Origin of the sequence: Nitrosomonas communis (assembly GCF_900114745.1) — a bacterium.
GTDB lineage: Bacteria > Pseudomonadota > Gammaproteobacteria > Burkholderiales > Nitrosomonadaceae > Nitrosomonas > Nitrosomonas communis_A.
The window spans coordinates 43,371-57,067 of the sequence record NZ_FOUB01000023.1 but is presented as its reverse complement, the minus strand read 5'-3'; the positions used below and the strand labels follow the sequence as shown (position 1 = coordinate 57,067).

General features: G+C 42.9%; 11 protein-coding genes and 2 pseudogenes. 6 read left to right on the top strand and 7 right to left on the bottom strand.

All coding sequences use genetic code 11. From position 1 onward, the window contains the following. Nucleotides 1–719 precede the first annotated feature (719 nt). Nucleotides 720–887, bottom strand: a complete 168-nt coding sequence (locus BM122_RS23270) for a hypothetical protein (RefSeq protein ID WP_177198094.1) — start codon at nt 885–887, stop codon at nt 720–722. Between the two features lie 854 nt (nt 888–1,741). Here BM122_RS23270 and BM122_RS10105 point away from each other — a divergent pair. Next, nucleotides 1,742–2,059, top strand: a complete 318-nt coding sequence (locus BM122_RS10105) for a BON domain-containing protein (protein ID WP_074905452.1) — start codon at nt 1,742–1,744, stop codon at nt 2,057–2,059. An 818-nt stretch (nt 2,060–2,877) separates the two neighbouring features. On the opposite strand, the gene BM122_RS26010 is transcribed toward BM122_RS10105, so the two are convergent. Continuing rightward, nucleotides 2,878–3,063: a transposase gene (locus tag BM122_RS26010; protein ID WP_083398441.1), complete on the bottom strand. Its 186-nt coding sequence runs from the start codon at nt 3,061–3,063 to the stop codon at nt 2,878–2,880. Between the two features lie 253 nt (nt 3,064–3,316). On the opposite strand from BM122_RS26010, the pseudogene BM122_RS10095 reads away from it, so the two are divergent. After that, nucleotides 3,317–3,574 (top strand): annotated as a pseudogene (locus BM122_RS10095) (transposase domain-containing protein); the annotation flags it as partial. A 417-nt stretch (nt 3,575–3,991) separates the two neighbouring features. Here BM122_RS10095 and BM122_RS10090 read toward each other — a convergent pair. From BM122_RS10090 to BM122_RS10075, 4 genes are all read right to left on the bottom strand, one after another. Beyond that, a complete protein-coding gene (locus BM122_RS10090; protein ID WP_074905451.1) occupies nt 3,992–5,698 on the bottom strand; it encodes an HAD family hydrolase in 1,707 nt (568 codons plus the stop codon). A 232-nt stretch (nt 5,699–5,930) separates the two neighbouring features. Further along, entirely contained in the window at nt 5,931–6,395 is a 465-nt protein-coding gene (locus BM122_RS10085; protein ID WP_074905450.1) for an MgtC/SapB family protein, read from the bottom strand. 110 nt (nt 6,396–6,505) lie between these two features. Next, the gene (locus BM122_RS10080) at nt 6,506–6,844 is read right to left on the bottom strand and encodes a BON domain-containing protein (RefSeq protein ID WP_074905449.1); all 339 of its coding nucleotides are present in this window, start codon (nt 6,842–6,844) and stop codon (nt 6,506–6,508) included. A 36-nt stretch (nt 6,845–6,880) separates the two neighbouring features. Next, nucleotides 6,881–8,833 carry an AsmA family protein gene (locus tag BM122_RS10075; protein ID WP_074905448.1) on the bottom strand — a complete coding sequence of 651 codons (1,953 nt, stop codon included), beginning with the start codon at nt 8,831–8,833 and terminating at the stop codon, nt 6,881–6,883. 568 nt (nt 8,834–9,401) lie between these two features. On the opposite strand from BM122_RS10075, the gene BM122_RS10065 reads away from it, so the two are divergent. Beyond that, a complete protein-coding gene (locus BM122_RS10065; RefSeq protein ID WP_074905446.1) occupies nt 9,402–9,797 on the top strand; it encodes a PRC-barrel domain-containing protein in 396 nt (131 codons plus the stop codon). Between the two features lie 275 nt (nt 9,798–10,072). After that, a complete protein-coding gene (locus BM122_RS10060; RefSeq protein WP_074905445.1) occupies nt 10,073–10,465 on the top strand; it encodes a PRC-barrel domain-containing protein in 393 nt (130 codons plus the stop codon). Between the two features lie 330 nt (nt 10,466–10,795). On the opposite strand, the gene BM122_RS10055 is transcribed toward BM122_RS10060, so the two are convergent. After that, nucleotides 10,796–11,671, bottom strand: a complete 876-nt coding sequence (locus BM122_RS10055) for an SDR family oxidoreductase (protein WP_074905444.1) — start codon at nt 11,669–11,671, stop codon at nt 10,796–10,798. 401 nt (nt 11,672–12,072) lie between these two features. Between BM122_RS10055 and BM122_RS22390 the strand changes: the two are divergent. Both BM122_RS22390 and BM122_RS10045 read left to right on the top strand, forming a co-directional pair. Next, a pseudogene (locus BM122_RS22390) lies at nt 12,073–12,324 on the top strand (hypothetical protein); the annotation flags it as partial. A 217-nt stretch (nt 12,325–12,541) separates the two neighbouring features. Next, nucleotides 12,542–13,540 (top strand): metallophosphoesterase, encoded by a 999-nt coding sequence (locus BM122_RS10045; protein ID WP_074905442.1) that lies wholly within the window; start codon nt 12,542–12,544, stop codon nt 13,538–13,540. Nucleotides 13,541–13,697 lie beyond the last annotated feature (157 nt).

Here is a 13,697-nt window from a genome sequence, read left to right as displayed (position 1 = left end):
GTTGGTCCAGCATTTGTTCCAGTCTCATCCGAAAAAGATCGTCACAAAGGGTGAGTGCTTGCTTTTTGGGCTTCATCAATTCACCAGAAATAAGGGATAACTAACTCAATTCTGGCAAATTCCATACCTTTTGGGTATCCCTCAATGCCAATATTCATGCTAATTTCTGTAGTATTTCAGGGACGATTATTTAAGGAGGAGCACACATGGAAAACACATTAATATCAACAAATGAGTTAACCTATAAGCCAATGACACCAGATAAAGTAAGAAGCATTGATGATTTTATTAATTCGATTTAGGAAGAGATTAACCATATTAGACAATTAAGCTTAGTGGCATTAATCAAACCATTTGCAGAAACACAAGAGATCATAAAAAATGATCGTAAACTTGCCGAAGCACTGGCAGAATTATATGGTCACCAAAGAAATTTATTTGTAGGTCTAATGTTCTTCTTGAATGGTTTGAAAAGCCAAATACATGGCTTGCTGCGGTATTAGCAGAAAGAGAAGATTTTGAAGAGCTAATGGAGCTTGCAAAAAGCAAAAATTAAACAACAAAGCCCGCCAGATTGTTAAAGGTCTGGTGGGTATTTTTTTGCTATCTGTTCTCCCGGACCAATTGCACAATCTGAATATAAGAAAATCCCACCGAATCAGCTAAAAAATCCGGTGGGGGAGAGGCATATCAATATGAACTTCATGACAAATACCACATCATGAAATACTTTTAACGGCTCTTATTTCTGGAACTTTAGGAAAAAAAGAGTAGGGCTCATAAAAAAAACCATTCCCGCCAAAAAATAATCGTTCTAGCGCAATCCTAGCGGGTTTTAATCTAACCTCACACCCGCCGTCTTTTTTGTACAAATCAGTTTGCTCCATGTAAAACTCTTTGCAGTAAATTAGGGTCTTCCGCTACTGCTGCCTGACAATGTGGGACTGTATGAGTATTCCTCGACACATCGTTACCTCACCAGCTCGCGCTTCATTTACTGCTTCTTGAATAACGATCTTTCGAAAGTCTTCCTTGTTAATGGGCAAACCTATTTACCATGCTTCCCGTGATCAACAGGTCCGTCCTTGTCTATCAAAACACTCTCATTTTGTGGAGTCATATTTGCAGCTAGATATAAATTGTTGAGATTTTTACTGCTTCCTTTTTGTTATAAGTAATTGAATTTGCAATAATTATTCATTATAATTACGGAATTAATAAGGTTTAGGTTTGTTATGATAAAAGCTAGATCAAGCCATCATCAAAAATATAGAAAATACCGAGAGTTTTATTAAAATAGGAGATTCTATTTTTTTTGGCACAATAGAGTTATAGAGCGCACCATTTGGGAAATTTAATTAAGTCTATTTAAATAAACCAACAGACTTATGCCGGACGCATTTATACCAACCATTCCAGACGATTTTGAGAGATTAATTGCTCTTTTGTATCAAGAAACAGGCTTTGAGGTCATGAAGCGACTATCAAACACTAAGGGTTATGACATTGAAATCCTTTTATCATAAGGAATTCAGATTCCTTTTGCTGCTTTTCTTATCCCGAACTCACGTTATCTAAGAACTGGTGGGATGGTGGGCGTTAAGCTCAATGCTTATGCATGAACTTATATATTATTTATACATCTAAAAAATGTAGATGAGCATGTGTAAACTGACTCTTTTAATCTGAAAGCATCAATGGATGTGTTTTAGTTCCATCAATCCTTTAGGAGGGTTTTACCATGAAACAACTAAATAATCGTTTTTTTAATTTCTTATCAATTGTCCTATTGGTTTTTTTCTTGGGTGGCACATCAACGTCAATGGCAGAGACAGCTGGAGAATATATTGATGATTCAGTTATTACTGCGAAAGTCAAAAAGGATATTTACGATGAGCCTACTCTGAAATCCTCTGAAATTAAAGTAGAAACTTCAAAAGGTGTCGTGCAACTGAGTGGCTTCGTCAGTACCCAGGCCGAGATTGATAGAGCGGGCGAAGTTGCGCGTATGGTTGAGGGCGTGAAATCTGTCAAGAATGACTTGCAGGTCAAGCGATAGTAGATAGCTACCTTCATTATATTAATGTACGAGAGAATTACCCCACGAAGATGACTGAATATATCAGGAGTTTTCCACATTTTCCGTGGATAACAGCTATCTCTTGAGTAGGGGTAAAGCTTATTTGGTTTGCCTCAAAAATATGTGCTAAAGCTTGCCTAAATCCAGCCAATAAAGAATTTGTATTAATGTTGTTGTGTTAATACATGTCATAAGCTGTCACAACCCGGTGAGTTTTTCTGCAATTCTTCGCTGGGTTATTCTCTGCCAAGTACTACTACCTAGTGCTTGTCAGAAAACTCCCAAACCCAATAAAAAAGCAAAAGGTTGCGCCTGATTTCAAAAATGAAGATTTCTAGGAATTTGAGTAAAACCAGCGCAATTCAATTAATCAACCTCACTCTGCCTCAATCTTTTAGAAATCTTCATTTCTTAAATTAAATGCAACCCACTGTTTTTTATAGGAACAAAGGGTTTCCGGGTAGACACTACCTACCATTGATTTTTGTTTGCGCTTCTTTTATTGAGAATCAGTCTTATTAGTGCTTCTATCATATTTCTGTAGCTATGTGCCGCACGCTCGTAATGGTTTTGCTAGAAGCATATTTCTTTTGCTGCTTTTCTTATTCCGAATTCACTTCTGGCAATATCCGCGATTATCCAAATGCTGGCAATCTGTGCATTTATAACGATCATTCTCCCTCGGCTCGCCGACGGAAGACTCTACATTTGCTTCTTTGTGGTACAGCCGTCAACCACGACCACACCTAAATTTTTAGATGTCTGTAACTGCTTAGGAACTGTTTGAAATTCCTGTTTTATGTCAAGCGCCTCAATATAATGCGGGATATGGCGATGTAAACCCAGGTTTCATCCGTCCGGGTGAGGCGCTCATAGCTTTTACTAAGCCTGCGCGAATGGTTCAGCCAGCCAAAAGTGCGCTCGACTACCCAGCGCCAAGGCAATAACACAAATTTCCTGGTTTCCCTGGGGCGCAGTACCATCTCCAGACAGAATTTAAACCATTCTGCGGCCCAGTCTACTAAACCCCCCCATAGCCATCATCCACCCAACCTCCTCAATTTTTTGTACCCTCCTGGCATGTGACGCAACACAGGCGGGCCCCGTCTCGATCCTGCACACTGGCAACACCCATTTGTTACCTCCTGGACCGCTACAAGTACTTCCGGCTGGAGCGATAGTTAGCCAAGTCGGATTTGCACCGACGAATCAGATGCGCCTTAGCAAGGCACACACAACAATGCGGTCGAAAACACTATTCGCTCCATCGCGCTCGGCAAGAAAAACTGGTTGTTCACCGGCTCCGAACGCGCCGGAAAACGTGCCGCCGCCATTCAAACCCTACTCGGCACAGCAAAACTCAACGGCCTCAATCCCGCAGAATGGCTAGCCGACACCCTCGAAAAACTCCCCTCCTGGCCTAACAGCCGCATCGACGAACTGTTGCCGTTTACGTCAGAGATTATTAAAACATTCATGAAAGAGTGTGGGTAGGTGGTGGGGTTGAAGGCTTACGACTTAAATAACATTGAACCAAAATGAGCCCAGGCCAAAGCCATCAGAAAAAGGGAAGAGTATTGCATCGAGCAGCTCTTTGCCGCTTATGAAATTTGAATCATTTTATACGAGATCGGCTATACCCAATCCGAGGATAGCCCGGATAAGCCTTCTATCAAAATTGACATCGAGACTTTGGCGCAGGACGTCAAGAATTACCCAGACGTGTATCAGTACGAGTGCGCAGACGGCCTGGAGTCAGACCCAGAATATCAATCATGCTTTAAGGCGTTTGGGTGTGTCTTATAAAAGGCCTGCGTCACCCAAAGGCTAACGAAGAAGATAGGCACATATTTCAAGAAAAAATTGAAAGCTATGAGTGTGAAGGTCGCTAATTCATGAAACAGGGGATCGCTAAGCCGACCCGGTATAGCGCAGCTCTATCCGCTCTCGAATGCGCGCGCGGCTTTCGTGCGGTGATAAATTAAGGCGCTCGATTTGCGCAATCTCTTGGGATAATTCGTCGTCCTTGATGGCGTTGCGTATCCAGCGCGAGTAATCACCTTGATGCAGATGGAACATCCAAGTTTCGTCATCCACACCTTCGGCCGATTGCAGGAAAAGGGACAAGTTTTGAGCCCGCAAATTTAGTTTTCCCTTGGGACCACGAAAGTAGAAACTCCGCTCCGGAGGTAATTCCCCTGCCGCATACTTGCGTACATGGCGTCTACGCTCGCCTTGTGGAGGAATCGATTCGAATACGAACGGCGGCGCTTCAGAGCTCAGCCACCAAGCTACCGCCTCTCCGGTATCAAGATGGGATGGCGGGTCAGGCAGTATCGGACGATCCAGGGCGCGGGCGAGAGAACGCAGCGTTTCCTTCGGCGTGGGGCCAATGGCAATTAGCAACTGAACGAAAGACAAAGCCGCGCCCGAGACATGGTCAGGGTGGACCGTAATCATCATAAGACCATGCAGTGCTTGCGGCAACGCTACCCTAACTGGACTCCACGACGTGGGCAGCAGATGGTGGGCCTCATCAATTACCAGCCAGTGCGGGCGTCCGGTGCGTGCGCGCAGGGACACGAGCGCCGATAGCAGTTTTTCAAAATAAGCAGGGCGGTCCTCCAAGGTAATACCTAGCAGGTTGACAACCACATTCTGGTTAGGCTGTTCCAATAATTTAAGTACTTCATCAAGAACTGGTGGTTGCCGGCTATCGCCTAGTGAGATCGCCCCCTGCAATTGTTGATAGTCACCTTCCGGATCGACAATACAAAATTGATACGCTTGCTCTCGCAAGCGTTCCATAAAACCGGTCGCAAAAGTGGATTTCCCGCTAGCCGAGGGACCAGCCAGCAAGATAGTAGTAGCATACGAATCAATGCTCACCACTTCATCATCACGCTTGCCTAAAGCGATCTGATGGCGTACTTGGCTCGGGGCCAAGCTGCGCAGGTCATCAGCAAGCAATCGCTTAATCAGCTCCTCTACTCCGGCACCATGGTCGCGCGCAGTCACCCAGTCAACGCGTGCTTTCAAGCTTGGCAAAGCATTGTCAACCGCCACTGCGCATTCGCTTATGCGCAAAAAAGCATGGTCATTCTCCGCATCACCGATACTGACTACATTGTGGGGTGACAGTCCCAGTTCGTTCAACGCTGCGAGTAACCCACTAGCTTTGTTAACCCCAGTCGGCAACACCATCACAGCTCCTTTGTTGAAGATAACCTCTAGCTCGAGACCGAGATCACGGATAGTTTCCAGGACTGTAGTCTCGTGTGGTTCCCACGTTGCAACGATCACTTGACCTACGGAGAGCGGCGCCACCTTGCGAGCTTGTAGCTCCGCAATTAATTCTAGGGGTGGCGGCGGGGCAAGTGCAATTGCTTCACGCGATTCAGGACGGTATAATAGCGCACCGTTTTCAGCGACAACGCGGGTAAACAAATCGATTCGAGGAAATACCCGCATCAGATCGTCGAGTTCGCGCCCGGTGACTAGAATAAGTGAGCGGCCAGAGTTCCGCGTATGCTCCAACGCTGCCATGGTCTGCTCGTCCACTTTCCCATCCAATGCAATAGTGCCGTCGTAATCGCAAGCAAGCGCATAATAACGCATCGGCCATCTCCTGTATGCAATATAGGAAAAATAAACGCCTTTCGATAATGAGAAATGTACTGGAAGTTAAATTTACTGTCAAACACATGTGTGGAATAGGAGCCACCATAGTATGAAACTTACATGCTCATCATCGAGCCCAGCTCTGCATGATCTTTTAATCCCGATCAAAAATATTGGCAAATCTGAAGATATTTAAAGCAAAATTAATATCAAAAGTAGACGCGTATGATTAGAGATCTGTTTCCTTGGGCTTAGGTAACCAATGCAGAACCACCAATGCCAGCAAAGTCACACCGATCGCAAGGATGTATTGCTGCAAACCCACAGCAACGCCGATAGATGCCGTTAATAACAGTGAAGCAGCCGTTGTGAGTCCGAGGACTGAGTTATGTCGCGAGTGCTGGATGATGGTGCCCGCACCGATAAATGCTACTGCAGTAACTACAGCTCCGATAATGCGGATGGGATCGGCTCTGATCAGCTGCGAATAGGTTTCCTCGCTGAAATGCTCAGCCAGGAGATCGCCAATACCAAGCAGCAGCGCGGCAGCGCCTCCGATCAGCATATGGGTGCGCATGCCGGCCGGGCGCTGACTAATTTCGCGCTCAAATCCTATGCAGCCTCCGAGCAGCATTGCGAACGCAACGGTTGCCACTAAGGTGAGTTGTAATTGCCAATTACCAAGTAGATTCATCTTTTTCTTTGCATCTATTGTAGAGAAATAAACAGACCAGTTTCAGCCGAAAATTGCGCGCTCAAGCTATAAATTAGTTCCACTTCCATCTATCGCCTTAATCGCTTTGCTTATTTGACTTTAATCTTGTTGTCTACTTGCTTCACATTAGGTACTTTTTCCGCAATAGAACCGGCTAATTTACGTTGAGATTCTGTTTCAACAAATCCACTTAATATCACCACTTCATTAGATGCTTCCACATGTATAGCAGCGGCACTAAGTTCCTTCGTTTCAATCAGTTTTGCTTTTACTTGCATGGCTAAAGTTAAATCTTCTTGATCTTCTTTTTTAATTAGAGGCTCATGGGTAAATGGCTCATGGGAAAATAAACCAGCGCAGCCACTCAATGCAAATAGGATGAGTAAATAACTAATTACTCTTATGATAGGGGGTGCTTTATAGCTCATTTATTTCTCCACATTTTATAAAAATAAATATAATCTTTATTTGTGAGCTTCTTTTAATGTGTCTATAAAACGGGAACAGCGGTCACTCTGTTGATTATTATCTTTCTGCCCTTTTTCTTTTTCTTGAATGAGTGCATATAGACTTACAATTGGCGCTGAAGGTATTAACGCAAGCGAGAATGCGCCCCGTACAATCGCTCTTGCACCAGGAGTAAAATCTGGTTCTTTAAAACTACCTTTTATGTAGAGAGGCGCACGAGCTGAAAATACACTCAAGTCTTTAGGGTTAGGGTCAATGACCAGATCTAATTGTTCCTTCTTGAAATCAATAGACCCTTTGCTGAAAAATACAGTGTCCTCAGTATCTATAACAAAATTACCTATTTCCATGATTCCGCCAGTGGTGGGAAGATCAACAAAAGCACAGTTGATTTCGGTATTATCCTCTTTATCGAATAAAGATACCAAAGCTTCCCCAACGTCAAGGCCGCCGAGTTCTACCAACAAATCATCAAGCTGGCCGCCTGTCATTAACATCAATAAGCCGCCATCAGCCGAGGCTAGCATTTCTGCGACAGAATTTCCTTTGAACCAAAAGGTAGCTTCGCCACCGATTAAACCTGCACTTTCATCAGAAATCTTAAGGCGACGTAAAATTTCATTTAAACGAACGTGACGTATTTTAGTTTCTATTTTGCTTTTGACAGGTTTGGTTCTTGTATCGAGCTCAAGATTGGACTGTATACTTCCAGTCGCGATCTTAAAATTTAGAGGATCAAGAATTAAATGACCATTCTTAATGATGGCTCGCGTAGAAAGCTTATCCATTGGCAGCTTTGACTCAACATGCTTGCTTTGCAGAGTAATATCGGCATTTATCTTCTGTAAGTCATCAAATTTGATAGACTTTTTGGGCAGTACATAGGGACTGGCGGCTTGCTTTTTTGCTTGCTCTTTCTGTTCTGCAGAGGCAGTTTCTCCAGGTCCAGTCTCGGGAGCCAGGCCAATTATTAGTCCAAAATCATCTAAATCTATTTTTTTTGAGGTCAGATTCGCCTTTATAAAAGGTCGCTGCTCACCTATCTTCACGCTAACATTCCCCGCAAAATCACTATCTCCCACACGCCCATTCAACTTTTTAACTTGCAAGGTATTTTCATGAAAAGACAAGTACCCTTTAAACTGATAAGGTGGTAGGCTGGGCATTGGTAATCCGGTTATGTCTGATAATTGCTCAGGATCAGGACCTTTCATGGCAAACTGCAAATCTACGCCTTTAAACTGCAGAGGTTCCGTCACAGTACCCTTAACTCTAATCGCGGTGTCCCCCGTTTTCAAATCCAGGGTCAACGGGTAGGGTGCTTTTGCTTCGCGAAGCGCAACTAATGGCCCCGCAGTTAATTTTAAGGCTAATGGGCTTCCCTTAAGCTTTCCTTTGGCTTGTAAATGAGTCGCTTCTTCGCCGTCAGCCTGTCCTTTAGCCGTCTCAAAATTTGCGCTAATCTCTGTATTCGCGGATAAATCATGATAACGGAGGCGACCTTCTTCAATCTGCAAGCGCTCAATAATTGGTAATTCTGCACGCTCCTTCGTCTCATCTTTCTCAATTGGTAATTCCCAGTTAGGTTCGCCATTGGGAGATTTTTCTAAAATAATATTGGGTTTAGTAAGGATAATTTCAGGGAGTATTACACGGCCATGAATGAGTTCAATCAGATCAATACTGAGATCAAGAGCCGCAAGCTCTAGCATATCCGGTTGTTTGCTCCATGCTGCGTTTTCAAACTGTATTTGTTCAACCCTTATGTGGGGCGTCAAGGACCAATTGATGCTCAAATCACCATTAATTGTGAGTTTTCGACCTGTTCGCTCACTGATCTGTTGCGCAGCTATATCTCGCACCCAATTTGAACTCATTAACGCGAGCAGCAATACAACTAAAATAACCAGCGTAAGGAGGGCAATTCCGATCCATTTTATGATAGCCATTTTTATCCTCATTAATTACTCACTCCGGAGAACCTTAATATTTACCCATTTAGTGGAGGTGTGAGTGGAGTGTATAACCGACTTTCCCTGCTCTCATATACAACAAGGACAACAACAAGGTGAAATTTTACTTTTTAAGTTTCTCATCGCGGAGAAAATCAGTCTGTTCGGAAGCGCACATTATTCTTTTTTTCCTCTAACCGGAATGTATGCCAGACATGGTCTTGAAGCCTTACATGACAGACGAGTCCTGGGTGAATGAAATTAATTCTTACTATGGGATTAAATAGTAAGTAAATGATCTGCGTGCTCCGCTGGCCTATTTGCGATAGTTTAACCATATCTGCAAATAATACGGCAGTAAGAGGGAGCTTCTGAGCAGATTGTTTAGTATCTCGTTAACATGCTGAGCGCATAAGTGTGCCAGCGTACAGACCGTTTTCAGTTGCGTGTGTATTGTTATGTTTACAGCGTGTCGAGATGGAAGTGCATGTTTAACTTGTTAAGTTTAGCGATTGCAAGGCGATCGCAAGAACCTTTTCTAAAATCGTTTTGATAGGAGATGAACATGAGTTATGAAGATCGCGATACCTATGGTATGTACAAAAATAGAAATGATGGACCTGGACCTCGGTTGATGGGTGCCGATACATTGATTGGAGATGATGTCTACAATCAAGCAGGTGAGGATCTGGGTGACATTAAAGAAATCATGATAGATACGACCAATGGTACTGTAAGTTATGCAGTGTTATCCTTTGGCGGCGTTCTCGGCATAGGAGAAAAGCTTTTTGCGGTGCCTTGGAAAGCATTAAAGCTCGATCCGGAGAATAAGCGTTTTGTGTTAAATGTTGATAAAGAGCGTCTTAAAGATGCGCCAGGGTTCGATAAGGATCGTTGGCCAGACATGGCAGACGAGTCCTGGGTGAATAAAATTAATTCTTACTATGGGATTAAACAGTAGGTAATTGATCTGCGTGCTCCGCTGGCCTATTTGCGATAGTTTAACCATATCTGCAAATAGTACGGCAGTAAGAGGGAGCTTCTGAGCAGATTGTTTAGTATCTCGTTAACATGCTGAGCGCATAAGTGTGCCAGCGTACAGACCGTTTTCAGTTGCGTGTGTATTGTTATGTTTACAGCGTGTCGAGATGGACGTGCATGTTTAACTTGTTAAGTTTAGCAATTGCAAGGCGATCGCAAGAACCCTTTCTAAAATCGTTTTGATAGGAGATGAACATGAGTTATGAAGATCGCGATACCTATGGTATGTACAAAAATAGAAATGATGGACCTGGACCTCGGTTGATGGGTGCCGATACATTGATTGGAGATGATGTCTACAATCAAGCAGGTGAGGATCTGGGTGACATTAAAGAAATCATGATAGATACGACCAATGGTACTGTAAGTTATGCAGTGTTATCCTTTGGCGGCGTTCTCGGCATAGGAGAAAAGCTTTTTGCGGTGCCTTGGAAAGCATTAAAGCTCGATCCGGAGAATAAGCGTTTTGTGTTAAATGTTGATAAAGAGCGTCTTAAAGATGCGCCAGGGTTCGATAAGGATCGTTGGCCAGACATGGCAGACGAGTCCTGGGTGAATAAAATTAATTCTTACTATGGGATTAAATAGTAGGTAAATGATCTGCGTGGTCCGCTGGCCTATGTGCGATGGTTTAATCACATCTGCAAATACGGCAGTAAGAGGGAACTTCTGAGCAGATTATTTAATAAGTCGTTAATATTTATAATATGCTCAACTCATGGAACTTACACCGTTAATCATTTAATTAAGCAAATCCAATAGATTCTTCTCAAGAATTAACGGTGTAAGAGCCCATGCTACTAATCAAGAGCGAGCAATAAGCTACCTCAAGCGATGCGATCACTTTAGATAGATAATCAATATGATCTATTACAAAGAATGTGCCCTGGATCGGCGCACACTCTAGGTAAAGTTGATCTAGCCAGCCCGCGTTTCACCCCCTAAAATTGTCATTATTTCTCCGCTAATGTAGCTGGAATCGGCTTCCGAAGCGAAAAAAACAAAAGCAGGTGCTACTTCCTCAGGTTGTCCCGGACGTTTCATGGGCGTATCAGCTCCATGCTGGGCCACGGCTTCGGCGGGTTTCGATACAGGTTGCAATGGTGTCCAGATCGGACCAGGAGCGACGCAATTAACACGGATTCCTCTTTCGGCCAAATTTTGGGCAAGTGATTTTGTGAAGGCATGGATAGCCCCTTTTGTCGAAGCATAATCAATCAAATTTTTGCTTCCTTCTAAACCCGTGATCGAACCACAATTGATAATCACCGCCCCTTTTTTCATATGCGCCAACGCGGCCCGTGCCATATAAAAATAGGCATAAATATTCGTTCTGAATGTGGTATCCCAATCCTCATCGGAGATCTCGGCCAAACTATGTCGCGTTTCTTGATAAGCAGCATTGTTGACTAAAATATCTAACTTTTCAAAACGCGTGACGGTTTGCTCTACAGCTTGCTCGCAAAAGCTGCGTGATGTGACATCCCCAGGAAGGAGGAGCGCCTGGCGACCTTCCGCTTCCACTGCAAGTTTGGTTTCTTCCGCATCTGACTGCTCTGAAGGCAAATAGACAATGGTCACGTCTGCCCCCTCACGGGCGAACAGCACGGCCACTGCTCGTCCAATTCCAGAATCTCCACCGGTAATCAATGCCACTTTGTCTTTAAGCTTATCGGAACCCTTGTAAGCCTGCGCTTTATAGTGCGGCTGTGGGGTCATTTTAGAATCCAACCCGGGCTTTTCTTGAGTTTGCTCAGGTAACGGTGATTTCGGCTTGTCATTTTGTTGATTCATTGTGATATCTCCTTATTGATAACCATACTATCTGTTGAGATTGAAGTACTGCCAATGCATCGATCAAAGGTTTGCTGCGCGAATTGCACCTAAGTTCAACTTAATAATTGAGCTAATGCCTAGAAAAAAAAGCAAATGATTTTTTACTCAAGTTCAATGTACCGAAAGCCAAATGGACTGTCAAATATATTGATTATTAATCAGAAAATTACTTAATTTTGATTCAATAGTATAAGAAAAACAAAGGATTAAAGATATTTTTTTTCAGATAAATATCCATCAAGAGGAAAGGTCATCTCAATTATGGAGAGAAAACTGAAAAAAGGCGAGCACAGCCAATAGATCTTTACTTTAGCCTTTAGGTGATAATCCCTAAGCTCACTCAAGCTTTATTCATCAAGGTTGATATCGGCTTTGATAAACACTTCAGAGTGCATCATTGTGACAAAGAATTCGCTACTGGTGAGCGATATATTAACGGTATTGAATCTTTCGGAGATTTGCCAGATGTGGTTGGCAAAATTCAATGGCGATCCTGCGCATACTTTTATTTGCCACTTGAGAAAACTAAATTCCATTTTAATCATCGACGTAATAATCTCTATCATAAAATTCTCAAATTATTTACGTTTAAACTCACCCTAACTTCCTAATTATATTTTTAAATCAAAACTAACTTTGTCGGCTTCACCTTGCCGTATTATTTATACTGTCTGCGGTTCGCCTTCGCGTCATTTTTATTTGGAAATGGAATAAGACCCGTTTGTATAGCTACAAGTGTCAGTTATAATCTCTACCAAAATCTATTGTTTGTGGTATATCTTTCTGAGCAACTCAAACAAACGTTCTTCATTCAACAAAATACGCAGAATGGTTCAATTTAGATTTTTTATTATTTCCACGCTTCTTCTAGTATTTTTTCTCACTACTGCTCCAGCACAATCTAGAAGAATTGAAAGCGAAGGCGTTAAGCCATTCGAATTCGCGCTGATTGGCGATGTGCCCTATGCTAACGTGGATTTTCGCAAATTTGATAATTTGATTAAGGAAATTAATGCTGATCAAAAGCTAGAGTGGGTACTTCATGCAGGAGATATTAAAACAGGTTTATCACCTTGTTCAGATGAGCTGCTTCGCGATCGCCTGGAACGTTTTCAGCAATTTCAGCTTCCTTTTATCTTGACGCCGGGTGATAATGAATGGACAGATTGCCATCGTTTCACTGCAGGTTCGTATCAACCTCTCGAAAGGCTCGCTTATTTACGAAAACTTTTTTACCCGCAGCCCGGTGTAAGTCTGGGACAGAGGACAATGACGGTCACTACCCAGGCGAGGGATCCAGATTTTTCAGAATTTGTAGAAAATGTACGCTGGAAGAAGAATCTCGTCGTGTTTGCTACATTGCACATCGTTGGCAGTAATAATGGGTTGCTGCCTTTTTCAGCACGCACTCAAGCTGATGACGATGAAGTCAAGCGACGTATCAATGCCGCTCTTTCTTGGATAAAACAAACTTTCACCGAAGCCAGGAAAAGTAATGCCCGTGGTGTCTTCTTACTTTTTCAGGCAAACCCAAGATTTGAATTAGCTAAAGGTAACGACAAGCGGCTTGGTTTTGAGGAAATTCTTAACGTTTTTGAACAAGAATCAGTAGAATTTGGCAAACCCGTCATTCTCGCGCATGGTGATTCGCATCACTTTCGCTTAGACAAACCTTTATTCAGTAGTGGTACAGATAGGAAGCGCATAGAAAATGTCACTCGCATAGAAACGTTCGGTGACAGGGATATCAATTGGGTGCGAGTAGTGGTTGACCCCAATTCACCAGAAGTTTTTATTATCCATCAGCAGATAGCCGAGAAGAATTGACCAGCTTATGTTTTTTATCCGTTTTCGATCAGCAGAGATGAGTAAGAAGGAAATACAACGTGATTAGTAATGTTTCAGAAGCCGATCGGAAGGTGTAAGAATTTTTTGTAATGGAATAAACCTATAACTCTTAATGAATAGAAATTTCTAACTAATA

What these genes read in the sequence shown, in the direction of transcription:
- BM122_RS23270 (WP_177198094.1), bottom strand. Translation starts at nt 887, where the DNA reads ATGGAGCAAACTGATTTGTACAAAAAAGACGGCGGGTGTGAGGTTAGA.
- BM122_RS10105 (WP_074905452.1), top strand. Translation starts at nt 1,742, where the DNA reads ATGAAACAACTAAATAATCGTTTTTTTAATTTCTTATCAATTGTCCTA.
- BM122_RS26010 (WP_083398441.1), bottom strand. Translation starts at nt 3,063, where the DNA reads ATGGTACTGCGCCCCAGGGAAACCAGGAAATTTGTGTTATTGCCTTGG.
- BM122_RS10090 (WP_074905451.1), bottom strand. Translation starts at nt 5,698, where the DNA reads ATGCGTTATTATGCGCTTGCTTGCGATTACGACGGCACTATTGCATTG.
- BM122_RS10085 (WP_074905450.1), bottom strand. Translation starts at nt 6,395, where the DNA reads ATGAATCTACTTGGTAATTGGCAATTACAACTCACCTTAGTGGCAACC.
- BM122_RS10080 (WP_074905449.1), bottom strand. Translation starts at nt 6,844, where the DNA reads ATGAGCTATAAAGCACCCCCTATCATAAGAGTAATTAGTTATTTACTC.
- BM122_RS10075 (WP_074905448.1), bottom strand. Translation starts at nt 8,833, where the DNA reads ATGGCTATCATAAAATGGATCGGAATTGCCCTCCTTACGCTGGTTATT.
- BM122_RS10065 (WP_074905446.1), top strand. Translation starts at nt 9,402, where the DNA reads ATGAGTTATGAAGATCGCGATACCTATGGTATGTACAAAAATAGAAAT.
- BM122_RS10060 (WP_074905445.1), top strand. Translation starts at nt 10,073, where the DNA reads ATGAGTTATGAAGATCGCGATACCTATGGTATGTACAAAAATAGAAAT.
- BM122_RS10055 (WP_074905444.1), bottom strand. Translation starts at nt 11,671, where the DNA reads ATGAATCAACAAAATGACAAGCCGAAATCACCGTTACCTGAGCAAACT.
- BM122_RS10045 (WP_074905442.1), top strand. Translation starts at nt 12,542, where the DNA reads ATGGTTCAATTTAGATTTTTTATTATTTCCACGCTTCTTCTAGTATTT.